Source organism: Streptomyces sp. NRRL F-5755 (assembly GCF_001279365.1).
Lineage (GTDB): Bacteria > Actinomycetota > Actinomycetes > Streptomycetales > Streptomycetaceae > Streptomyces > Streptomyces rimosus.
This window is the reverse complement of record NZ_LGCW01000039.1, coordinates 19,492-41,174: the sequence shown is the minus strand read 5'-3', so window position 1 is coordinate 41,174 and position 21,683 is coordinate 19,492. Positions and strand designations below refer to the sequence as shown.

Annotated in this window: 19 protein-coding genes and 1 riboswitch; of the genes, 12 read left to right on the top strand and 7 right to left on the bottom strand. The window is 72.0% G+C overall.

All coding sequences use genetic code 11. The features are described from left to right. Window positions 1-17: 17 nt before the first annotated feature. On the bottom strand, window positions 18-518 hold the full coding sequence (locus tag ADK86_RS07105) for a flavin reductase family protein (protein WP_053695809.1): 501 nt from the start codon (window positions 516-518) through the stop codon (window positions 18-20). A 404-nt stretch (window positions 519-922) separates the two neighbouring features. Here ADK86_RS07105 and cdgB point away from each other — a divergent pair, with 404 nt between their 5' ends. Further along, entirely contained in the window at window positions 923-2,611 is a 1,689-nt protein-coding gene (cdgB, locus tag ADK86_RS07100; RefSeq protein ID WP_053695808.1) for a diguanylate cyclase CdgB, read from the top strand. 223 nt (window positions 2,612-2,834) lie between these two features. Beyond that, the gene (locus ADK86_RS07095; protein WP_053695807.1) at window positions 2,835-3,797 is read left to right on the top strand and encodes a carbohydrate-binding protein; all 963 of its coding nucleotides are present in this window, start codon (window positions 2,835-2,837) and stop codon (window positions 3,795-3,797) included. An 88-nt stretch (window positions 3,798-3,885) separates the two neighbouring features. Here ADK86_RS07095 and ADK86_RS07090 read toward each other — a convergent pair whose 3' ends face one another. The 3 genes from ADK86_RS07090 to ADK86_RS07080 form a co-directional block, all read right to left on the bottom strand. Beyond that, on the bottom strand, window positions 3,886-4,815 hold the full coding sequence (locus tag ADK86_RS07090; RefSeq protein ID WP_053695806.1) for a 1-phosphofructokinase family hexose kinase: 930 nt from the start codon (window positions 4,813-4,815) through the stop codon (window positions 3,886-3,888). Window positions 4,816-5,181: 366 nt separating this feature from the next. Beyond that, window positions 5,182-6,390 carry an N-acetylglucosamine-6-phosphate deacetylase gene (nagA, locus tag ADK86_RS07085; protein ID WP_053695805.1) on the bottom strand — a complete coding sequence of 403 codons (1,209 nt, stop codon included), beginning with the start codon at window positions 6,388-6,390 and terminating at the stop codon, window positions 5,182-5,184. Further along, window positions 6,390-7,322: an ROK family protein gene (locus ADK86_RS07080; RefSeq protein WP_078951886.1), complete on the bottom strand. Its 933-nt coding sequence runs from the start codon at window positions 7,320-7,322 to the stop codon at window positions 6,390-6,392. Before ADK86_RS07080 ends, nagA begins: the two co-directional genes overlap by 1 nt. Before the next feature lie 259 nt (window positions 7,323-7,581). Between ADK86_RS07080 and ADK86_RS07075 the strand changes: the two genes are divergently transcribed. The 3 genes from ADK86_RS07075 (at window position 7,582) to otsB (ending at window position 10,161) form a co-directional block, all read left to right on the top strand. Then, the gene (locus ADK86_RS07075) at window positions 7,582-8,850 is read left to right on the top strand and encodes an extracellular solute-binding protein (RefSeq protein WP_078951888.1); all 1,269 of its coding nucleotides are present in this window, start codon (window positions 7,582-7,584) and stop codon (window positions 8,848-8,850) included. An 81-nt stretch (window positions 8,851-8,931) separates the two neighbouring features. Further along, window positions 8,932-9,201 (top strand): DUF3263 domain-containing protein, encoded by a 270-nt coding sequence (locus ADK86_RS07070; protein ID WP_030375720.1) that lies wholly within the window; start codon window positions 8,932-8,934, stop codon window positions 9,199-9,201. A gap of 102 nt (window positions 9,202-9,303) precedes the next feature. After that, the gene (otsB, locus tag ADK86_RS07065; protein ID WP_053695802.1) at window positions 9,304-10,161 is read left to right on the top strand and encodes a trehalose-phosphatase; all 858 of its coding nucleotides are present in this window, start codon (window positions 9,304-9,306) and stop codon (window positions 10,159-10,161) included. A 16-nt stretch (window positions 10,162-10,177) separates the two neighbouring features. Here otsB and ADK86_RS07060 read toward each other — a convergent pair whose 3' ends face one another. Beyond that, window positions 10,178-11,638 carry an alpha,alpha-trehalose-phosphate synthase (UDP-forming) gene (locus tag ADK86_RS07060; RefSeq protein ID WP_053695801.1) on the bottom strand — a complete coding sequence of 487 codons (1,461 nt, stop codon included), beginning with the start codon at window positions 11,636-11,638 and terminating at the stop codon, window positions 10,178-10,180. A gap of 95 nt (window positions 11,639-11,733) precedes the next feature. Then, window positions 11,734-12,681, bottom strand: a complete 948-nt coding sequence (locus tag ADK86_RS07055) for a glucosyl-3-phosphoglycerate synthase (protein WP_030375723.1) — start codon at window positions 12,679-12,681, stop codon at window positions 11,734-11,736. Window positions 12,682-12,844: 163 nt separating this feature from the next. Next, window positions 12,845-12,997, top strand: a riboswitch (SAM riboswitch). 17 nt (window positions 12,998-13,014) lie between these two features. On the opposite strand from ADK86_RS07055, the gene thrC reads away from it, so the two are divergent. The 7 genes from thrC to ADK86_RS07020 all read left to right on the top strand — a co-directional run bounded on the left by thrC (window position 13,015) and on the right by ADK86_RS07020 (window position 20,078). Further along, window positions 13,015-14,304 carry a threonine synthase gene (gene thrC / locus ADK86_RS07050; RefSeq protein ID WP_053695800.1) on the top strand — a complete coding sequence of 430 codons (1,290 nt, stop codon included), beginning with the start codon at window positions 13,015-13,017 and terminating at the stop codon, window positions 14,302-14,304. A gap of 155 nt (window positions 14,305-14,459) precedes the next feature. Continuing rightward, entirely contained in the window at window positions 14,460-14,738 is a 279-nt protein-coding gene (locus tag ADK86_RS07045) for a MoaD/ThiS family protein (protein ID WP_003986832.1), read from the top strand. Between the two features lie 433 nt (window positions 14,739-15,171). Beyond that, the gene (locus tag ADK86_RS07040) at window positions 15,172-15,375 is read left to right on the top strand and encodes a cold-shock protein (protein WP_003986833.1); all 204 of its coding nucleotides are present in this window, start codon (window positions 15,172-15,174) and stop codon (window positions 15,373-15,375) included. 366 nt (window positions 15,376-15,741) lie between these two features. Continuing rightward, the gene (gene groL, locus ADK86_RS07035) at window positions 15,742-17,367 is read left to right on the top strand and encodes a chaperonin GroEL (RefSeq protein WP_003986834.1); all 1,626 of its coding nucleotides are present in this window, start codon (window positions 15,742-15,744) and stop codon (window positions 17,365-17,367) included. Between the two features lie 190 nt (window positions 17,368-17,557). Then, window positions 17,558-18,433, top strand: coding sequence for an SDR family NAD(P)-dependent oxidoreductase (locus tag ADK86_RS07030; RefSeq protein WP_053695799.1), 876 nt, complete (start codon window positions 17,558-17,560; stop codon window positions 18,431-18,433). Between the two features lie 54 nt (window positions 18,434-18,487). After that, complete coding sequence (locus ADK86_RS07025) at window positions 18,488-19,465, top strand: alanine/glycine:cation symporter family protein (RefSeq protein ID WP_234345741.1); 978 nt, start codon at window positions 18,488-18,490, stop codon at window positions 19,463-19,465. Between the two features lie 85 nt (window positions 19,466-19,550). Continuing rightward, window positions 19,551-20,078, top strand: a complete 528-nt coding sequence (locus tag ADK86_RS07020; protein ID WP_053695798.1) for an alanine:cation symporter family protein — start codon at window positions 19,551-19,553, stop codon at window positions 20,076-20,078. A 10-nt stretch (window positions 20,079-20,088) separates the two neighbouring features. Here ADK86_RS07020 and ADK86_RS07015 read toward each other — a convergent pair whose 3' ends face one another. Beyond that, window positions 20,089-21,672, bottom strand: a complete 1,584-nt coding sequence (locus tag ADK86_RS07015) for a PTS transporter subunit EIIC (RefSeq protein ID WP_053695797.1) — start codon at window positions 21,670-21,672, stop codon at window positions 20,089-20,091. Between the last annotated feature and the right edge of the window lie 11 nt (window positions 21,673-21,683).

Below are 21,683 nucleotides of genomic sequence, written 5' to 3'. Positions count from 1 at the left end.
CCCCTACCTCCTCCCCCTCACCCCAAATGCCGATACTTCCCCCGGAAGTACATCAACGGCCCCCGATCCTCCCCCGCGGTATGCGCCGTCAGCACTCGTCCGATGACCAGTGTGTGATCACCCGCGGGCACCCGCTGTTCCGTACGGCATTCCAGGCGGGCCAGGGCGCCGCCGATCAGCGGGGCGCCGGTCGCTTCGCCCTGTTCTGTGGGAATGTCCTGGAAGAGCAGTCTGTCGCTGATGCGGTTCTTCATGGCGAACCGGCCCGCAATGTGCCGCTGGCCTTCCGACAGCACCGAAACCGCCCATAGGGGCTGGCGTTCCAGAAGGTCGTCCATGCGGGAGTCGTTGCGAACGCTCACCATCACCAAGGGGGGTTCGAGCGAGACGGACAGGAAGGCCGTGGCGGTCATGCCCACGTCCTCGCCGCGCGGGCCGTCCTCCGGATCGTGTGCGGTGATCAGTACGACCCCGGCGGCGAGCCGGGACAGGGCGGCGCGGAACTCGTCGTCACTCACCCCACCAGGATGGGGGATCGCCGCTCCACCGGGCGCGGAGCGTGGCGGAGCGGGCGCGGCGGAGCGGTCGCCGGGCGTGGTGGCGGAGGTTTTCGTGAACACGCCATGAACGCTAACGAAGGGTGTGCGGCGCCCGCATCGGGCCCGGGGACCAGACGCGCCCTAGGTCCGGCGGCGGAGCACTCCCTTGCGTCCGGATTTGCGTTCAGGAATTGTAGAAGTCCCTCCAGTGGCGCCCATTCGAAGATCATCAAGCGGTCGCCACGCTCTGTGACTTGAGTCACAGCAGCCAGTAATTGTTGACCCTGTGTACCGAGTGAACAGCTCACTGTGATTCAGTGGCCGTGGCAATCGGACGACACCCAATCCTGGAGTTGCTGTCGAGGTCTCGGGGAGAGCGAGCGATGGAGACCGAGTCGGAGCCATACGTCCGTCTTGCGACCCTGCGGCAGCTGCACCAAGTGGTCGCCGATCTGAACACCGCACGCAGCCTTGCAGACACCCTGCAGACCGTCGCCGACGGTGTGATCACGGGGCTCGGTTACGAGCTCGCCGCGGTCAACCTCGTACGGCCCGACGGTGACCTCGTGGTGGCCGCGGTCGCCGGCAGCGCCGGTGCCGAGGCCCTCATGGCCGGCCGGGTCGGTTCCCGCGCCTCGTGGGACCGCCGGCTGAACATGGCCGAGCGCTGGGGCGGCCTGTGCTTCATCCCGCACACCGAGGGCTGGGTGCTGGACGACGACGATGTGCCGCAGTGGCACGCCGCCGGGCCCGAGCCGCGCTTCCCCGACGAGTGGCATCCGATGGACCGCCTCTTCGCGCCCATGTACACGGCAGCGAACGGTGGCGGCGAACTCCTCGGCGTGCTCTCCGTCGACAAGCCGCGCAACGGCCGCCGACCTGGGGCGTGGGGGCGGGAAGCGCTCCAGATGTACGCCTTCCAGTCGGCCATCGCGATCAGCAACGCGCGGCTGCGCGCCAACATGCAGCGCGCGCTGGTGCGCCTGGAGCGCGAGCAGCAGGCCCTGCGCGCCAGTGAGGAAAGCTTCCGGCAGGCTTTCGAGTACGCGCCCAGTGGCATGGCCATCGCCGAGATGGGCGGCGACCAGCACGGCCGTCTGCACCGTACGAACGACGCGCTGTGCCGGCTGCTGGGCCGCCCCGCCTCCGCCATGCGCCGCTACTCGTTCTCCGACCTCGTCCACCCCGAGGACATCGGCACGCTGCTGCGCACCTCCGCCGAGGGCGGGCGCGCCGAGCTGCGCCTGGCGCGCCGCGACGGCACGTACGTATGGGTCTCGCTGCGCAACTCCGTCGTCGCGGACACCGCCGACGGGCCGCGCTTCCTGCTCACCCACGTCGAGGACATCGAGGAGCGCAAGCGCCACGAGCTCCAGCTCGCGCACCGCGCCAGCCACGACGCGCTGACCGGGCTGCCGAACAGCGCCGAGCTGCGGGCCCGGCTCGGTGCCCGGCTGTGTTCGCGCCCGCCCGGTTCGGACGCGGACGCGTACGCCTCGGCCGCGTCCGCCGCCTCGGTCGCCGCCTTCCAGGAGGCGCACGGTTTCGGCTCCGACACCTCCGAGGTCTTCGACGGGTACGACACCGTCGACGGGCCGGACGCGGTGCCGGCCGGCCCATACGACCATCATGTGCACGTCATCGCACCCTCGGACGGGCCGGAGGACGACGGGGCCAAGGGGCTCGCGGTCCTCTTCTGCGACCTGGACGGCTTCAAGTCGATCAACGACCGGTTCGGGCACCACACGGGTGACGCGGTGCTCATCGAGGTGGCCCGGCGGCTGACCAACGGCGTACGGGACGGCGACACGGTCGCCCGGCTCGGCGGCGACGAGTTCGTGGTCCTCGCGGACGGCCTGGGCAAGGCCGACGCGCAGGACCTCGCGGTCCGGCTGCGCAACGGGATCATCCCGCCGATCCGGGTGGACGGCCGGGCGGTACGCGTCGGCGCCAGCTTCGGCATCGGCTGGGCCGCCTGCGGGATGTCGGCCGAGGAGGTCCTGCAGTCCGCCGACCAGCGGATGTACGTCGAGAAGCGGTCCCGCTCGAAGGCGAGCCGGCGCGCGGGGTGAGCGGAGCGCGCGCCGGCGGGCGTGCGGACGCGCCCGCCGTGCGGCGCGCCCTGTCGATGCGGTGCGGCGCGCCGGCCGTGCGTCATCCGTAGCGGTCCTGTACCCGTTCCGGCTCGGCGTGGCGTCCCCCGAACGGGGTAGGCTGCGCCGATGCGGCGGGGCGCCGCCGGGGCCTGAAGATCAGTACAGCCATCTCGTACAGACCGCTGGGGAGTGACACGGAATGACGGCCGGCAACAACGGCGCGGGCACGCCCGAGGACGACGACCCGTTCGCCCACCTCTACCGCTCCGAGGGCGGCGAGGGCGGCGCACAGGGCGCGGCGGGTGGCTCGGCGGCGCGTCGGCCGGGCGTACCGCGGGCCTCGTACAACCAGGTGCGCGCGGTGGGCGAGCGGCAGTACGGGCAGCGCCAGTACGGCCAGCAGCAGGTCCCCGCCCAGCAGCCGTACGGGCAGCAGGGCCAGCAGCCCTACGGCCAGCAGAACGCCCACTACGCGGCTCCCGAGACGCTCCCGGGCGGCAACGGCACCCGCCAGGGCCCGCCCCCGGGACACGGCCAGGACGGTCCGCCCCGGCGCAGCCACAAGGGGCTGCTGATCGGCGCGATCGCGGTCGTCGCGGTGGTGTGCATCGGTATCGGCGTGGCGATGCTCACCAATCAAGGCGACAAGAAGAACGAGGCGGGCGGCGGCGACCCGACGCCGACGGCGGGTGAGTCCGTGAAGCCCAGCGACAAGCCGTCCGACAAGCCGACGAAGGCCCCGCTCCCCAAGGAGGCGGCGGCCTCGCTGTCGCTCAGCCCGGAGGCGACCACGGACAAGTCGGTGCCGGGCGCGAAGGCGGCGAACGGCGCGTATGTGTCGCTGAACAAGGTCGGTGCCGCCGCCACCTGGTCGGTCGACGTTCCCGACGGCGGTGACTACACGCTGCTCGTCGACTACGGCGTGCCGGGCAAGGACGCGAAGACATCGCTGTCGGTGAACGGCGGGTCGCCCGACAAGATCAACATGTCGAACTTCGCCCATGCCTCCGAAGGTGCCTGGGACAAGGGCTGGACGCACACCTGGCGCTGGATCAAGCTCAACAAGGGCACCAACACGCTCAAGATCTCCTGTGAGCAGGGCGACCAGTGCGAGGTCAACCTCGACCGCGTCCAGCTCAAGGCGGGGCATGTGAAGGGCTGACGGACCGGCCGCGGAGTGCGCCGACGACCCCTCAGGGGTGGTCGGCGCACACGTATTTCAGGCGGGCCGGGCGGTGCCGCCCCGTCCCTCACACCCCCACCGGATGCTCCACAACCCTGATCTCCCCCAACAGATCCTCATACGTCCCCCGGTCGAACTCCCCCGCCGCCGGCGCCCGCACCGTAGCCGCCGACAGAGCCACCGCCCGGGTCAGCCGTGCCGGCCAGGAAAGGCCCTCGATCAGGCCGGAGAGGAGGCCGGCCACCGCGGAGTCGCCGGCGCCGGTCGGGTTGCCGGCGATGCGGCGGGGTGGGGCGGCCTGCCAGGCGCCGTCCGCGGTGACCACGAGCATGCCGTCGGCGCCCAGGGAGGCGGCCACCGTGTGGGCGCCGCGGCGGCGGGCGTCGCGGGCGGCGCGCAGGGGTTCGGTGGAGCCGGTGAGGGCGGCCAGTTCGTCCGCGTTGGGCTTGGCGAGGTCGGGGCGGGCGGCCAGGCCGCGGCGCAGTGGTTCGCCGCTGGTGTCCAGGAGGACCGGTACGTCCGCCGTACGGGCGGCGCGGGTCAGCCGCGCGTAGACGTCGACCGGGACGCCCGGCGGCAGGCTGCCGCACAGGGCCACGGCCCGCGCGTCGGCGAGCAGTTCCCGGTAGGTGGCCATGAACGTGTCCCACTCGGCGGGCGTCACGATCGGGCCCGGCTCGTTGAGCTGCGTGGTGTCGCCGGTGGACTCGTCCACGACGGCGACGGTGCGCCGGGTCGCGCCGCCCACCGGGACCAGCGCGTCGGTCACCGAGGTCTCCTGGGCGAGCAGCGCGCGCAGCGCGTCGCCGGTGCCGCCGCCCGCGAAGCCGGTGGCGACCGCCCGGTGGCCGAGCGCGGTCAGCACCCGGGCGACGTTCAGGCCCTTGCCGCCGGGGCGCTCGACGACCTCGGTGACGCGGTGGGTGGTGTGCGGCTGGAGCCGGGGCACGCGGTAGGTGACGTCGACGGCGGCGTTCAGCGTGACCGTGAGGATCATGGTTCCCCCTCCCCGGAACATACGTGGACGATCGCGGCACACCGGGCCGGTGACCGGTGGGCCCGTGCGGGACGGACAGCCGCGCGGGTGCGCGAGTGCGCAGCGATCATGCCATTGCGGGCCGCGGTTGGCCCACCCCTTGGGCCAACCGCCGCACGGCCACGACCGGTACGGGGCCGTTCGGCCTCCGGCGCCCGGCCCGTTCGGCTCCGTACCGCCGTACGTACGTCCCGCGGCAGCCGTACCCGCGCGGTACCCACGTCCCGCGGCCCGCACGTTTCTGTCGTCCGTACGCTCCGGAGCCCGCCCGCCCCTGCCGTCCGTACGCTCCGAAGCCCGCCTACCCCTGCCGTCCGTACGCCCCCGTCACACCCCCTGCGGCCGTACCACCCACTCGCCCCGCCGCACCACGCCCACCAGGTCGTACGACGCGTCCAGGACGACCAGGTCGGCGTCCTTGCCGGGCTCGATCGAGCCGGTGCGGTCGTCGATGCCGAGGAGCCGGGCGGGGTTGGCCGACAGGGCGCGTACGGCCTGGCCGACGGTCAGCCCGTCGATGGTGACGGCGCGCTTGAAGGCGCGGTCGAGGGTGAGGGTGGAGCCCGCGATGGAGCCGGCGGTCGGGCCGCCGCTGATACGGGCGACGCCGTCCTTGACCTCGACCGTCATCGGGCCGAGCGGGTACATGCCGTCGTTCATGCCGGCCGCGCCCATCGCGTCGGTGATGAAGGCGACCCGGTCGGCGCCCGCGTCGCGGAAGGCCATCTCCAGGACGGCGGGGTGCAGATGCGTACCGTCGTTGATCAGCTCGACGGTGATCCGCTCGTCCTCCAGGAGGGCGGCGATCGGGCCGGGCGCGCGGTGCCCGAGCGGCGGCATCGCGTTGAACAGGTGGGTGGCGACGGTGGCGCCCGCGTCGATGGCCTCGCGGGTCGCGTCGTACGAGGAGTCGGTGTGGCCGATGGCGGCGATCACGCCCGCGTCGGCCAGCAGCCGTACGGACTCCAGGCCGCCGGGCAGCTCCGGCGCCAGGGTCATCATCTTCGCGGTGCCGCGCGCGGCGTCGACGAGCTTGCGCACGTCCGCCGGGTCGGGGTCGCGCAGCAGGCCGGGCTGGTGGGCGCCGCAGCGGTGCGGGGAGATGAACGGGCCCTCGAAGTGGATGCCGGCCAGCTCGCCCTGCTCGGTCAGCTCGGACAGCACGCCGGCCTGCCGGGCCAGGTCGTCCAGGTCGCCGGTGACGGTCGAGGCGAGCATGGAGGTGGTGCCCCGCTGCCGGTGGGTGCGGATGGCGGTCAGGCACTCCTCCGTATCGGCGGACGAGAAGGATCCGCCGCCCCCGCCGTGTACGTGGATGTCGACGAAGCCGGGGACGACGAGGTGCCCGGTCAGGTCGACGACCTGGTCCCCGGCGGCCGGGGCGGCCGCTCCGGCGCCGGTGGCCTCGGTGATCCGGGTGCCTTCGAAGGCCACCCGGCCCCCGTCGGCCACGCCGGCGGGCAGGGCGACCCGGGCGCCGGTCAGGACGGTGCGCCGGGGGCTCGGGGCGCTGTCCCCGGACTGTTGCAGCGGCATCAGGAAGTTACCTCCGTGGAGAGAAGATCCCAGGCGAGCAGACCTGCGCCCAGGCAGCCGGCGGCGTCCCCGAGCGCCGCCGGAACGATCAGGGGGAGCCGCTGGAAGGTCACCCGTGCGCGGACCGCTTCCCGCAGCGGCTCGAACAGCGTGTCGCCCGCCTCGGCGAGCCCGCCGCCGATGATCAGGGTGTCCGGGTCGAGCAGGGTCAGCGAGGTGACCAGGCCGTCGGCGAGCGCGTCCACCGCGTCCTGCCACACCGCCAGCGCGCGTCCGTCGCCGGACTCGACGGCCTTGGCGGCGTCGGCCGCGGTGGCCTCCGGGTCGGCGCAGGCGGCGGCCCAGGCACGGCCGACGGCGGCGGCGGAGGCCAGTGTTTCCAGGCAGCCGTGCTGCCCGCAGCCGCATTCGGGGCCGCCGGGCCGGACGACGATGTGGCCGATCTCGCCCGCGCTGCCGTGCGCGCCCGCCTCGATCCGCCCCTCGATGCCGATCGCGCCCGCGATGCCGGTGCCCAGCGGTACGAACAGGAAGCGGTCGGCGTCCCGTCCCGCGCCGATCCGGCCCTCGGCCAGGCCGCCGGTGCGGACGTCGTGGCCGAGCGCGACCGGGACGCCGCCCAGCCGCTCGGAGAGCAGGGCGCGCAGTGGCACGTCGCGCCAGCCGAGGTTGGCGGCGTAGACGGCGATGCCGTGCGCGTCGTCGACGATGCCCGGTACGGCGACGCCGGCCGCGACCGCCGGAGCGCCGAACCGTGCGCGTCCGATCTCGCGCAGTTCCTCGGCGAAGTCCAGGATCGTGGCGACGACTGCCTCGGGGCCGCGCTCGCGGCCGGTGGGGCGCCGCGCCTCGTAGAGCAGCGTGCCGTCCGCGCCTGCCAGGGCGGCCTTCATTCCGGTGCCGCCCACATCAAGGGCGATGACGTGTCTCACGGGAACAGTCTGGCGCGATCCGCCGTGAAAGGTCTAGTCCACTCGCGGGGGTGTGACGGTTCCGCCGGCATCCGCGCTGATCGGACCGGTATGACCTGCGTATGTGACAGGCGATGCGCAAGCGATATGAGGGGTGGTGTAGACCTTGTGTGGGTAAACGGGGGAGACTCGTCGTTCATGCCGGTTGAGGGCGAACCCCTGAAGCCACGGGGCATCCCCGGCAAGCACGGAACATTCAGGACAAAAGGCGGTAATGGCAGTGCAGCGGCGGTACTTGAGCCTGGCGGCAGCGGGACTCACCACAGCCATGACGCTCTCCCTGTCCGCCTGCGGCAGCAGCGCGGACGGCGGCGACGTCACGCTCAAGCTCGTCGCGGCGGACTACGGCGACACCGAGGCGAACTCCTCCCAGCACTACTGGGACAAGCTCGTCAAGGACTTCGAGAAGCAGAATCCGAACATCAAGGTCGAGGTCTCGGTCTACAGCTGGAAGGACGTCGACAAGAAGGTCGAGGACATGGTCAAGTCCGGTAAGGCACCGGACATGGCGCAGATCGGCGCGTACGCGGACTACGCCGCCGAGGGCAAGCTCTACAGCGCCGACCAGCTGCTCTCCATACCCGTGCACGCCGACTTCGTGCCCGCCCTCGCGGAGGCGGGGGAGTACCAGCGCATCCAGTACGGCATGCCCTTCGGCGCCAGCACCCGCCGCCTGTTCTACAACAAGAAGCTCTTCGCCGAGGCCGGCATCACCAACCCGCCGCAGACCTGGGCGGACATCGCGGCGGACGCGGCCAAGCTCAAGGCCAAGGGCGTCAAGATGCCCTACGCGCTGCCGCTCGGCCCCGAGGAGACGCAGGCCGAGACGCTGATGTGGATGCTCAGCGGCGGCGGCAGCTACACCGACAGCATCGGCAAGTACACGATCGACTCGCCGCAGAACGTCAAGACCTTCGAATGGCTGAAGAAGGAGCTGGTCGGCCCGGGCCTGACCGGCACCGACCCGGCCAAGCTCAACCGCCAGGACGCCTTCAACGCCTTCGCGGCCGGTGACGTCGGCATGCTCAACGGCCACCCCACCCTGATGAAGCAGGCCGAGGCCAAGGGCATCGACTACGGCACCGTCGAGCTGCCGGGCCCCTCCGGCAAGGCCAAGGCGACCATGGGCGTCGCCGACTGGATGACGGCGTTCAAGCAGAACGGCCACCGCGACCAGGTCGGCAAGTTCCTCGACTTCGTCTACAACGAGAAGAACGTGATGGACTTCTCGGGTGAGTACGGCCTGCTGCCCGTCACCACCTCCGGGTCCCAGGCGATGCTCGCCAACAGCAAGTACGCCAAGCTGCACAGCTTCCTGGGCCAGCTGGCCGGGGCCGAGTTCTACCCCGCGAACAAGACCTCCTGGCCGCTGGTCAGCAAGACCGTCAAGGCCAAGATGGGCACCGCGGTGGGCGCCAACGGCAACCCCGCCGGTGTGCTCAGCGACATTCAGAACACGGCGAACGAGGCGGACAACGCCGGCCAGTGAGCAGGCCCCGCCGCACGCCCGGCCCTGGTGGGCGGGCGTGCGGCGGGGATTGTCATACCGCGGCCTTATCGTGGACGGGTGATGACGAGCGACGGCACCGAGGGCGGCACCGGAGGCGCCGGCACCGGAGCACTGTCCCCCCAGGACGAGGCGGTGCTCGCTGTCGAGCGCCGCTCCTGGCCGCGTCCCGGCGCCAAGGAGCGGGTCATCCGCGAGCGGCTCGGCATCTCGCCGACCCGCTACTACCAGCTGCTGAACGCCCTGCTGGACGACCCGCGGGCGCTCGCCCACGACCCGGTCACGGTCAACCGGCTGCGCCGCGTCCGCGAGGCCCGGCGCAGCCGCCGCTGAGCCCGTCGGGAGACGGCCGCGCGGCCCGGCTGCGGCGGCGCGCAGCGCCACTGCGTCCGTACGCCCGGCACGCGCCCGCGCCCGCCCGGTAATCTCGTCCCCATGGGCAGCCCCCCGAACACCATGCCGACGCCGGCCACCGAAGCGGGCCGGGACGGTCTTGCCGCGCTGCTGGACAGCCCCGGCCGCGCCGTGCTCGCACTCGACTTCGACGGCACGCTCGCCGGCATCGTGCCCGACCCCGAGAAGGCCCGCGCCCACCCCGGAGCCGTGGCGGCGCTGACCCGCCTGGCGCCACTGCTGGGCTCGCTGGTGGTCATCACCGGCCGCCCGGCCGGCGTCGCGGTGCGCCTCGGCGGCTTCGCGGACGCGCCGGGCCTGGAGCGGCTCGTGGTCCTCGGCGGTTACGGCGCCGAGCGCTGGGACGCGGCCACCGGCACGGTCCAGGCCCCTCCGCCGCCGCCCGGCGTCGCCGCCGTACAGGCCGAACTCCCCGGCGTACTGGACGGGCTGGGCGCCTGGCACGCCTCGTGGGTGGAGGACAAGGGCCGCGCCATCGCCGTCCACACCCGCCGCGCAGCGGACCCGCAGGCCGCGTTCGAGCTGCTGCGCGCCCCCCTGTACGCGCTCGCCGAGCGGCACGGCCTGATCGTCGAACCGGGCCGCTACGTCCTCGAACTGCGCCCGCCCGGCATGGACAAGGGCGTCGCGCTCGCCGACCACGTACGCGAGACCGGCGCCACCACCGTCCTCTACGGCGGCGACGACCTCGGCGACCTCGCCGCCTACTCCGCGGTGGACAAGCTGCGGTCGGACGGCCTGGCCGGGGTGCTGGTGTGCAGCGGCAGCGCGGAGGTCGCCGAGCTGGCGGGCCGTGCCGACCTCGTCGTCGACGGCCCGCCCGGCGTCGTCGCCCTGCTGCACGCCCTCGCGGACCGGCTGGGAGCGCCGCCCGCCTGAGGGGCCCCGGCGGCCGCTACCGCTCCAGCGCCCGCAGCTGCTGGAGGAACCACCGGTCCGGCGGCAGCGCGGTGGCCGCCGCGGCCAGCCGCTTCGTGCGCTCGGCCCGCTCGCCGTCCTCCAGGGACAGCGCCTCGTGCAGGGCGCGGGCGGTGCCCGTGATGTCGTACGGATTGACGCACAACGCGTCGTCGCCCAGCTCCTCGTACGCCCCGGCCTCCCGGGACAGCACCAGCGCGCAGCCCCGCTCCGAGATCACCGGGACCTCCTTGGCGACCAGGTTCATACCGTCCCTGATCGGGTTGACCAGCGCCACGTCGGCGAGCCGGTAGGCGGCCAGCGACCGGGCGAAGTCGTCCTTCACGTGCAGCACGACCGGCTGCCAGCCCGGGGTGCCGTACTCGGCGTTGATCTCCTCGGCCAGCCGCCCGACCTCGTCGGTGTACGCGCGGTAGACCTCCAGGTCCTGCCGGGAGGGGTAGGCGAACGCGACGTGCACGACCCGCTCGCGCCACTCCGGGTGCCCGGCCAGCAGCGCCCGGTACGCGCGCAGCCCGCGCACGATGTTCTTCGACAGCTCCGTACGGTCCACCCGGACGATCGTCTTACGGTCCGCGCCGCCGATCTGCTCGCGCAGCGCCGCCAGCCGCTCGTCCACGTCCGGCCGGTGCGCCCGCTCCCGCAGGAACTCCGCGTCCGCGCCGAGGCCGTGCACGCCGAGCCGGGTCGTACGGCCCTCGTGCGTGATGCTGACCCCGCCGTCCGCGCCGCGCGCCACCTCGGCGCCCAGCACCGCCGCGCAGCAGTCCGCGAACGCCTCGGCCCAGCGCCGGGTCAGGAACGCCGCCCGGTCGCCGCCCAGCATCCCGCGCAGCACCGCCTCGGCCACGTCGTCCGGCAGCATGCGGAAGTAGTCGGCGGGCGCCCACGGCGTGTGCGAGAAGTGCCCGATGCGCAGGTCGGGGCGGCGGGCGCGGAGCAGGCCCGGCACCAGCGTGAGGTGGTAGTCCTGTATCAGCACCACGGCGCCGGGCGCGGCCTCGTCGGCGAGCGCGTCCGCGAAGGCCGCGTTGTACGCCTCGTACGACGCCCACCGCGCGCGGAACGCGTCGTCGAAGGAGGGCTCCAGCGGCGTCTGGTAGAGCATGTGGTGGACGAACCAGAGCACCGAGTTCGCGATGCCGTTGTAGGCGTCGGTGAAGACATCGGCGGGGATGTCCAGCATGCGTACGTGCTGGCCGCCCGTATCGGCGGTGTCCAGGTGGCCGCCGCTGCGCCGGGCCGCCTCGCGGTCGCCGTCCCCGAGGGCGGCGCACACCCACACCGCACCGGCGTCGGACCCGATGGCGGAGAGTCCGGAGACCAGCCCGCCGCCGCCCCGTTTGGCGGTGAGCGCGCCGTCGTCCCCCTTCGTGTACGACACCGGGCCGCGGTTGGACGCGACGAGAACCTGGGCACCAGAACGCTCGGAGACCATGCTGCGAGACTAGCCCGCCGCCGATCCGCTCAAACGTGCGGAGTGCAGGGGAAACGTCACGGTTTCCGACGGGTACGAGGAGCCCTGGGCCCGCCTCAGGCCGCGCGCCGCTCCGCGTACTCCGGGATCTCCGCCATCGGCGGCCGCTCCTCGGTGTCCACGTCCCAGGTGCGCGGTACGAAACCGGCCTCGCCGCGCTCGAACTGGGTCAGCCGCGGGCGCACCAGGTGGCCGCGCGCCAGCCGCAGCTGCGCGGTGCGGTAGATCGCCGCGGCCATCCGGCCGAGCGCCTGGCCGCCCTGGTGGCGGTGCTTGCGCACCCCGACGTCCACCTGGGCCAGCGCGTCCAGCCCGGCCGTGTGCAGCGCGTCGACCAGCAGGCCCAGCTCCACGCCGTAGCCCACCGGGAACGGCAGCCGCTCCAGCAGGGACCGGCGGGCCGCGTACTCCCCGCCCAGCGGCTGCACGAACCCGGCCAGCTGCGGCCAGTGCAGGTTCAGCAGCGGACGGGCGACCAGCTCGGTGACCCGGCCGCCCTGGCCGGCCGCCTCGCCCAGCGGACGGTCGTACATGCCCTTGACGAACTGCACACCCGGGTCGGTCAGCAGCGGACCGACGATGCCGGAGACGAACGTGGCGGAGAACTCGCGCAGGTCCGCGTCGATGAAGCAGACGATGTCACCGCGGGTGACCAGCAGGGAACGCCACAGCACCTCGCCCTTGCCGGGCAGTGCGGGCAGCCGCGGCAGCACCTCGTCCCGGTGGACCACCCGCGCGCCCGCCTCCGCCGCGATCTTGGCCGTGCCGTCCGTCGACCCGGAGTCCAGCACGATCAGCTCGTCCACGAGCGGCACCGACGGTGTCATCAGTTCCGTACGGATCGCCTCGACGATCGCGCCGACCGTCGCCTCCTCGTCGAGCGCCGGCAGCACGACGGAGACCGTCTGCCCCGTCTCGCGCTTGGCAGCCAGCAGCCGGTCGAGCGGGCGGTCGTCGGCCGACCAGGACCGGCTGGCCAGCCAGCGCTCCACCTCTTGCAGCACCTGCGCGTCTCCTTCGTTCCCCGGACCACGATGTGATCCATCTCGCGGTGCGGACGGCTGTCTCGACCGCCCGGCCCTTCGGCTACAGTCTTGAACAACGCGATCGTCCCGGACATGCCGGGGTCGGCGCGACAAACGCCTGGGCCCCGGCCCAGCGCCATACCGCTCATCCAGAGGGGCAGAGGGATACGGCCCGTTGAAGCCCCGGCAACCCTCCAGCCGTCTCGTCTCCGCGCACGCCGCGGACCGCGGGGCTCCGGCTAGGGAAGGTGCCAATTCCGTCTCGTGGCGAGATGCGCCGCGAGGAAGATGAGGAGAAAGGGCCTCGCCTCCATGGCTGTGCAGTCTGCTGAAAGCACCACCCGCCCCACCGTTTCCCTGGGCCCCGCCGCCGCGCTGTCCTGCCGCGAGTGCGGCGAGCGCTTCGACCTCGGCCCGATCTTCGCCTGCGCGGCCTGTTTCGGCCCGCTGGAGGTGGCGTACGACCTGCCGGCCGGCGACCCCGAGGGCCTGCGCAAGCGGATCGAGGCGGGCCCGAACAGCATCTGGCGGTACGCGCCGCTGCTGCCCGTCCCGGCCGACGTGGCGGACAAGCCCAATCTGAACCCGGGCCTGACCAAGCTGGTCAAGGCCGACAACCTGGCCCGCGAGCTGGGCGTCACCGGCGGCCTGTACGTCAAGGACGACTCCGGCAACCCGACGCACTCCTTCAAGGACCGCGTCGTCGCCATCGCCGTCGAGGCCGCCCGCGCCTTCGGCTTCACCACCCTGTCCTGCTCCTCCACCGGCAACCTGGCCGGCGCGGTGGGCGCCGCGGCGGCCCGCGCCGGCTTCCGCTCCTGCGTCTTCATCCCGCACGACCTGGAGGCGGGCAAGGTCGTCATGGCCGCGGTCTACGGCGGCGAGCTGGTCGGCATCGAGGGCACCTACGACGACGTCAACCGCTTCTGCTCGGAACTGATCGGCGACCCGCTCGGCGAGGGCTGGGGCTTCGTCAACGTCAACCTGCGCCCGTACTACGGCGAGGGCTCCAAGACCCTCGCGTACGAGATCTGCGAACAGCTCGGCTGGAAGCTGCCGGACCAGATCGTCATCCCGATCGCGTCGGGCTCGCAGCTCACGAAGATCGACAAGGGGCTCAAGGAGCTGATCGCGCTCGGGCTGGTCGAGGGCCGGCCGTACAAGATCTTCGGCGCCCAGGCCGAGGGCTGCTCGCCGGTCTCGACCGCCTTCAAGGCCGGTCACGACGTCGTACGGCCGCAGAAGCCCGACACCATCGCCAAGTCGCTGGCGATCGGCAACCCGGCCGACGGCCCGTATGTGCTCGACATCGCCCGGCGCACCGGCGGTGCGGTCGAGGACGTGAACGACGGGCAGGTGGTGGACGCGATCAAGCTGCTGGCCCGTACGGAGGGCATCTTCGCGGAGACCGCCGGCGGTGTGACCGTGGGCGTGACCAAGAAGCTGATCGAGAACGGTCTGCTCGACCCGGCGCTGACCACCGTCGTGCTGAACACCGGCGACGGGCTCAAGACGCTGGACGCGGTCGCGCCGACCACCGGACCGACGGCCACCATCCGGCCGAGCCTGGACGCGTTCCGCGCGGCCGGCCTGGCGGGCTGACCGCCGCACGTCCGGACGCGCCCGTACGCGTCCACGCGCGTCCGCACACCTCCGTACGCGTCGGTACGCATCCGCCCGCGCCCCCGGGCCCCGGTACGCCCGCGCCCGCCCGCCCCTCCGCACACCCCTCCCGCGACCTGGAAGGCAGAAACACCATGAGCGTCAACGTCCGCATCCCGACCATCCTGCGCACCTACACCGGCGGCCGGGCCGAGGTGCCCGCCGAAGGGGCCACCCTCTCCGAGGTCATCCAGGACCTGGAGAAGAACCACGCCGGCATCGCGGCGCGCGTCCTGGACGACACCGGCAAGCTGCGCCGCTTCGTGAACGTCTACGTCAACGACGACGACGTGCGCTTCGAGCAGGGTCTGGAAACCCCGACGCCGGACGGCGCGGGCGTCTCGATCATTCCCGCGGTGGCCGGCGGCTGCTGAGCGCGGGAAAGCCGTAAGGATCATTTCCGGCCCTTCAGAGGGCCGGCGGCCGAAATCGCCCCGTCCACTGCGAAGCGGACGGGGCGATTCCGTGTTGTTAAAGGCGATACAGTTGAGGTGACCCCTCGTCGAGCCCGTGCCGAACGCATATGAGACCCCGGCAAGTTGTGGGCGAAGTGTGGACATGATTCGTCCCATTGGTGAGCTTTGCCCGGCCCGACTTGCCCGGGAGTAAGGGCTTATAACCGCATTTTTGCGATTGTTCGCGAGCAGAATTCTCGTCCGATTGACCTGTTGCGCTGGGCAGTTGGACAGATACATTCAGCGGCGGTCGACGCGTTCCGGCGCACACCCCCTCCTGTCGGGGGGTGAGGTCTGACCCGGGTCCGCGGAGTGCGGTCCTGTGCAAGGGCCAGTAATAGGGGAGTTAGGCATGGCTCAGGGCACCGTCAAGTGGTTCAACGCGGAGAAGGGGTACGGCTTCATCGCGGTCGACGGTGGTGCGGATGTTTTCGTCCACTACAGCGCGATCCAGATGGACGGTTACCGCACCCTTGAGGAGGGTCAGCGGGTCGAGTTCGAGATCTCGCAGGGCCAGAAAGGGCCGCAGGCGGACATGGTCCGCGTGGCCGGCTGATAGCGCCGACCGACTGCTGCGTACGAAGGTCCGCGTCCTCCCGTGGGGGCGCGGACCTTCTGTGTTGGGGTGGGGTCCGCGGGGAAGTGCCAGATCAGCCGGTCGCACCCCGTTTGACACCTGGGCTCGGCGGGGATGGCTCCCGCCAACGCGCTTGCACTCTCATGTGCCGAGTGCTAATCATTGCGTTAGCACTCTACGAGTGAGAGTGACAGCTAAGGACCGACTCGGTGAGGTCCGCGGGCCGGTGGGGCAAGGAACCACAGGGTCGCAGACCGTCCGTCGCGGGCGCCAGCGCGGTCCGGAGTATCCACCCTCCCCCAGACTCCGTCCGGGGGGACCCCCAGTCCGGGAGGACCACTTCACATGGCCAAGATCATCGCGTTCGACGAGGAGGCACGGCGCGGTCTCGAGCGCGGGATGAACCAGCTCGCCGACGCCGTCAAGGTCACCCTCGGCCCCAAGGGCCGCAACGTCGTCCTCGAGAAGAAGTGGGGCGCCCCCACGATCACCAACGATGGTGTGTCCATCGCCAAGGAGATCGAGCTCGAGGACCCGTACGAGAAGATCGGCGCCGAGCTGGTCAAGGAGGTCGCGAAGAAGACGGACGACGTCGCCGGTGACGGCACGACGACCGCGACCGTCCTGGCCCAGGCCCTGGTCCGCGAGGGCCTGCGCAACGTCGCCGCCGGCGCCAACCCGATGGCGCTCAAGCGCGGCATCGAGCGCGCCGTCGAGGCCGTCTCCGCCGCCCTGCTGGAGCAGGCGAAGGACGTGGAGACCAAGGAGCAGATCGCCTCGACCGCCTCCATCTCCGCCGCCGACACCCAGATCGGCGAGCTGATCGCCGAGGCCATGGACAAGGTGGGCAAGGAAGGCGTCATCACCGTCGAGGAGTCCCAGACCTTCGGTCTGGAGCTGGAGCTCACCGAGGGTATGCGCTTCGACAAGGGCTACATCTCGGCGTACTTCGCCACCGACATGGAGCGGATGGAGGCGTCGCTCGACGACCCGTACATCCTCATCGTCAACTCCAAGATCTCCAACGTGAAGGACCTCCTTCCGCTGCTGGAGAAGGTCATGCAGTCGGGCAAGCCGCTGCTGATCATCGCCGAGGACGTCGAGGGCGAGGCCCTGTCGACCCTGGTCGTCAACAAGATCCGCGGCACCTTCAAGTCCGTCGCCGTCAAGGCCCCGGGCTTCGGCGACCGCCGCAAGGCCATGCTCGGCGACATCGCCATCCTCACCGGCGGCACGGTCATCTCCGAGGAGGTCGGCCTCAAGCTGGAGAACGCCGGTCTCGACCTGCTGGGCCGCGCCCGCAAGGTCGTCATCACCAAGGACGAGACCACCATCGTCGACGGTGCCGGTGACAGCGAGCAGGTCCAGGGCCGCGTCAACCAGATCCGCGCCGAGATCGAGAACAGCGACTCGGACTACGACCGCGAGAAGCTCCAGGAGCGTCTGGCGAAGCTGGCCGGCGGCGTGGCCGTCATCAAGGCCGGTGCCGCCACCGAGGTCGAGCTCAAGGAGCGCAAGCACCGCATCGAGGACGCCGTGCGCAACGCGAAGGCGGCCGTCGAGGAGGGCATCGTCGCCGGCGGTGGCGTCGCCCTGCTGCAGGCTTCCTCGGTCTTCGAGAAGCTGGAGCTGGAGGGTGACGAGGCCACCGGTGCCGCCGCTGTGAAGCTGGCGCTGGAGGCCCCGCTGAAGCAGATCTCCGTCAACGGCGGCCTTGAGGGCGGCGTCGTGGTGGAGAAGGTGCGCAACCTGGCCGTCGGCCACGGTCTGAACGCCGCGACCGGCGAGTACGTCGACATGATCGCCGAGGGCATCATCGACCCCGCCAAGGTCACCCGTTCCGCGCTGCAGAACGCCGCGTCGATCGCCGCGCTGTTCCTGACCACCGAGGCCGTCATCGCCGACAAGCCGGAGAAGGCCGCCGCGGCCGGTGCTCCGGGCGGCATGCCGGGCGGTGACATGGACTTCTGATCCTCCCGGATCATCTGTCCTCGATCGTCGGGGCGGTACCCCTCCTCCCAGGGGGGTGCCGCCCCGGCGGCGTTTGCGGGGCCGGGCGGCCGTCCGGCCCCCGTGGCGCTCCTTCTCTTACGGCTGAGGTCCGCCGGTTCTGTACGGCGGTCCTTGCGCCGCCCCCGGGCCATCGGTGCACGATCGGCCCATGACGACTCGAAACGGGCGGACCGCCCGACCGGACCGGTTCGCCGCGGACACCGTCGCGCTGATCACCGGGGGCAGCAGCGGCGTGGGCCTGGCGGCCGCGCGGCGGCTGCTCGACGACGGCGCGCGGGTGGTGGTGTGCGGACGTGACGAGCGCCGCCTCGACGCGGCCGCCGCGCATCTGAGGGAGCGGGCGGAAGCGGCGGTGACGGGTGGCGAGCCGGCCGCCGCGGGTGGCGGCTTGGGCGTCGCCGGCGGCGGTACGGGTGTTGCGGGGGTGGCCGCCGACCGGGTGCTGGCCGTACGGGGCGACACCGCCTCCGTCGCCGATCTCGACGCCGTCGTGCAGGCCGTACGCGACCACTTCGGGCACCTCGACATCATCTTCGCCAACGCCGGCGTGTACGCCGCGGCCCCCTTCGAGGACATCACCGAGGCCGACTTCGACCGCGCGGTCGGCGTGAACTTCAAGGGTGTCTTCTTCACCGTCCAGCGCGCGCTGCCGCTGCTGCGGGACGGCGGCGCGGTCGTCATCAACGCCTCGTCGCTGCTCCAGCGCGGGCAGGCGGACGCCACCCTGCACTCCGCGACCAAGGCCGCCGCGCACAACCTGGCCCGCACGCTCGCGGCGGCGCTCGCCGGGCGCGGCATCCGCGTCAACTCGGTCAGCCCCGGCTATGTCGACACGCCGATGTTCGCGGGCTCGGACATCGACCCGGCGGAGGCGGAGAAGCTGCGGGCGCAGACGGCGGCGGGCCGGTTCGCGCACCCGGAGGAGATCGCCGACGCGGTCGCCTTCCTCGCGTCCGGCGAGGCGTCGTACATCAACGGGCAGGACCTGGTGGTCGACGGCGGACTGCACGGCTGTGCGCTGTGAGCGGGGCCGTTGAGACGCCATGGCGGCGTGATGTTATGCCGCTTTCTGTGAGATATGGCATGTAAGTCCCGCTGGTTCCGGTATGGGAATGGTGAGATCTGCGCGGGCCTGTACTTCACGGTCCGCTCCAAGGCCGTACAGGTGCGGCTCTTCCCCGAGATGCTGCGGGTGCTCAAGGACAGGTCGCAGCCCCGGGCGGACGGCTCCAAGCCGGTCTCGTCCTTCGGCGCCTTCACCATCTCGGCGGCGGCGCGGGTCGGTACGGGCAACATCGCGGGCGTCGCCACCGCCGTCACCCTCGGCGGTGCGGGCGCGGTGTTCTGGATGTGGGTGATGGCGCTCATCGGCGGCGCCTCGGCGTTCGTCGAATCGGCGCTGGCCCAGCTGTACAAGGTGCGTGACCGGGACGGGTCGGGTACGTACCGGGGCGGCCCCGCGTACTACATGCAGCGCGGGCTCGGCAAGCGCCGGCCCGGCGTCCTGTTCGCCGTCGCCATCACGGTGACCTTCGGTTTCGTCTTCAACGCCGTGCAGTCCAACACGATCACGGCCGTCGCCTCGGGGTCGGTGTCCGGCGGCGGGGCGGGGTGGTTCGCCCCGGCGGTCGGCCTGCTGCTGGCCGTTCTGCTGGGCATCGCGATCTGCGGCGGCGTGCGCCGCATCTCCTCGGTCACGACGGTTCTCGTACCGGTCATGGCCGTCGTCTACCTGCTGATGGGCACCGCCGTCGTCCTCCTCAACCTGGACGACCTGCCGCGCGTCCTCGGCGACATCGTCGGCGGCGCCTTCGGCGTCAAGGAGCTGGCGGCCGGCGGGATCGGCGCGGCGATCCAGCAGGGCATCCGGCGCGGCATGTTCTCCAACGAGGCGGGCCTGGGCTCCGCGCCCAACGCGGGCGCGGCGGCCGAGGTCACCCACCCGGTCAAGCAGGGCTTCGTACAGTCCCTCGGCGTCTTCTTCGACACCCTGCTGATCTGCTCGATGACCGCCTTCATCATCCTGACGACCACCCCAGGGCCAGGGCGTTTCTGATGGATCTCCGTGGAAGACGGAGCGGTGTTCGGTAAGGGTCATGTGGCGGAGCCACCTGTCCCTTTGCGCCGTGCGGCGAGGGTGCGTGCCGGGCGTCGCGAGGCCGCGGAGATCCGTCAGAAGCGCCCTAGGGGGCCGGCAGGGCGCCGACCTCACGCAGTCCGCGCTGACCGACACCCTCGGCGGCTGGGCCGGGCACGTACTGACGGCCGTCGTCTTCCTGCTCGCCTTCAGCTCCATGATCGGGAACTACTACTACGGCGAGTCCAACATCGGCTTCCTGACGCGGCGCGCCTGGGTCCTGCCCGTCTACCGCGCCGTCGTGCCGGCCGTGGTCTTCCTGGGCGCGCTGGGCTCGGTCGGCGTCGTCTGGAACCTCGCCGACGTGTTCATGGGCGTCATGGCGCTGATCAACCTGCTCGCCATCCTCCCCCTCTCGGCGATCGCCTTCCGCCTCCTGGACGACTACCAGGCCCAGCGCCGGGCGGGGCGCGACCCGGTCTTCACGGGCTCCCGGATGCCGGACCTGCGGGGGGTGGAGTGCTGGCCGGACGAGCGGCCCGCGCCCGTGATGGAGCGCGGCGGCGAACGGGTGGGCGCGGGCGCGTCCTGAGCCCGTACGGTCACCCGCCCCTGGCCGCCTTGAGGTTGGCCTTCTTCGCCCTCCTCAGGGGCTGAGCGTCCGGATGCGGCCGAGCGTTCAGGTCCGCCAGCGCCTGCTTGTCGAAGCCGAAGAAGTACGTGGCCAGGAAGCCGACCGCGTAGCCGACGAGCAGGCCCAGGGCGTAGACGACGAGCGTCGTGCCGAGGGATGCGTTGCCCCTGAGCAGGGGGAACAGGGCCCAGCCTGACGGGCCGATGGCGGTCGAACCCGCCGCCGTACCGAGCTGGTTGAACAGGCCCACGCCGCCGCCGCCGAACGCGCCGCCCATACAGGCGGTGACGAACGGGCGGCCCAGCGGCAGCGAGACACCGTAGATCAGGGGCTCGCCGACGCCGAGGAGGCCGGCGGGCAGCGCGGACCTGATCGTCGTACGGAGCGAGCGGTTGCCCGGCAGCCGGAAGTAGACCGCCAGCGCGGCGCCCACCTGGCCGGCACCGGCCATCGCCAGGATCGGCAGCAGCACCGTGTAGCCCTGCTGTTCGATCAGCGTGGTGTGGATCGGGATCAGGGCCTGGTGCAGGCCGAGCATGACGAGCGGGAGGGAGAGGCCGCCGAGCAGGAACCCGGCCGCGGCGCCGCCGTGGGCGAGCAGCCAGGTGGCGCACGTGCCGATGGCGGTGGCGACCTCACCGGCCACGAACATCAGCCCGAAGAGCGTGACCAGGCCGGAGAGCAGCACGGTCACGGTGGGCGTGACCAGCACGTCCAGCGCCTCGGGGACGTGCCGACGGCACCACTTCTCGATCTGTACGGCGAGCAGCGCCGCGCCCAGCGCCCCCAGGACGCCGCCCTGGCCCGGCGAGAGCTGCTGGCCGAACGCGGTCACCTTGGCGACGCCCGCGTACACGATGATCGCGGCCACCGCGCCGCCCAGCACGGGCGTGCCGCCGAACTCCTTCGCGGTGTTGTGGCCGACGAAGACCGCGATCAGCGACATGAAGCCGGAGGCGATGGCGGCCAGCGCCGGGACGAGGGCGGGCAGCACGCCGAAGTTGGTCAGCAGGCCGTTCAGCCCCGCGATGATGCCGCAGCCGATGAGGGCGGGGATCAGCGGGACGAAGATATTGGCGATCCGGCGGAGGAAGAGCTTGACCGGGGTGGCGTTCCGGGCCTTCTGGCGCGCTTTCAGGGCGGCGCCCCGGGCGGCGAGTTCGTCGGCGGTGGCCGGGGCGGAGGCATCGGTGGCCGGGGCGCTTCCGGCTTCGTCGGCCCCGGCTTCGTCGGCCTCGGCCCCGTCGGTCCTCGTCTCACCGGCCTCGGCCTCGGCGGTTCCCGCCTCGTCGGCCCCCGCCTCCACCAGCGCCTCGAACTCCGGCGTGACCCGGGCGACCGTACCCGGGCCGAGCACGATCTGGTACGTGTCGTCCTCCACCACGCCCAGCACGGCGGGCAGCGCCTTCAGGGCCTCGTCCTGGACCAGTGAACGGTCCCGGATGCCGAGGCGGAGCCGGGTCATGCAGTGGGCGACGGAGGTGACGTTGGCGGCGCCGCCGACCAGGGGGAGGAGGGCGGCGGCGGTGGCGCGGTTCTTGTCGTCGGACATGGTGGTGCTGC

Coding starts and splice junctions, on each gene's coding strand:
- otsB (WP_053695802.1), top strand. CDS start 9,304: ATGGGCAGCCCCCCGAACACCATGCCGACGCCGGCCACCGAAGCGGGC.
- groL (WP_003986834.1), top strand. CDS start 15,742: ATGGCCAAGATCATCGCGTTCGACGAGGAGGCACGGCGCGGTCTCGAG.
- ADK86_RS07015 (WP_053695797.1), bottom strand. CDS start 21,672: ATGTCCGACGACAAGAACCGCGCCACCGCCGCCGCCCTCCTCCCCCTG.
- ADK86_RS07070 (WP_030375720.1), top strand. CDS start 8,932: ATGACGAGCGACGGCACCGAGGGCGGCACCGGAGGCGCCGGCACCGGA.
- ADK86_RS07090 (WP_053695806.1), bottom strand. CDS start 4,815: ATGATCCTCACGGTCACGCTGAACGCCGCCGTCGACGTCACCTACCGC.
- ADK86_RS07060 (WP_053695801.1), bottom strand. CDS start 11,638: ATGGTCTCCGAGCGTTCTGGTGCCCAGGTTCTCGTCGCGTCCAACCGC.
- ADK86_RS07045 (WP_003986832.1), top strand. CDS start 14,460: ATGAGCGTCAACGTCCGCATCCCGACCATCCTGCGCACCTACACCGGC.
- nagA (WP_053695805.1), bottom strand. CDS start 6,390: ATGCCGCTGCAACAGTCCGGGGACAGCGCCCCGAGCCCCCGGCGCACC.
- ADK86_RS07030 (WP_053695799.1), top strand. CDS start 17,558: ATGACGACTCGAAACGGGCGGACCGCCCGACCGGACCGGTTCGCCGCG.
- ADK86_RS07095 (WP_053695807.1), top strand. CDS start 2,835: ATGACGGCCGGCAACAACGGCGCGGGCACGCCCGAGGACGACGACCCG.
- ADK86_RS07025 (WP_234345741.1), top strand. CDS start 18,488: ATGGCATGTAAGTCCCGCTGGTTCCGGTATGGGAATGGTGAGATCTGC.
- ADK86_RS07040 (WP_003986833.1), top strand. CDS start 15,172: ATGGCTCAGGGCACCGTCAAGTGGTTCAACGCGGAGAAGGGGTACGGC.
- thrC (WP_053695800.1), top strand. CDS start 13,015: ATGGCTGTGCAGTCTGCTGAAAGCACCACCCGCCCCACCGTTTCCCTG.
- cdgB (WP_053695808.1), top strand. CDS start 923: ATGGAGACCGAGTCGGAGCCATACGTCCGTCTTGCGACCCTGCGGCAG.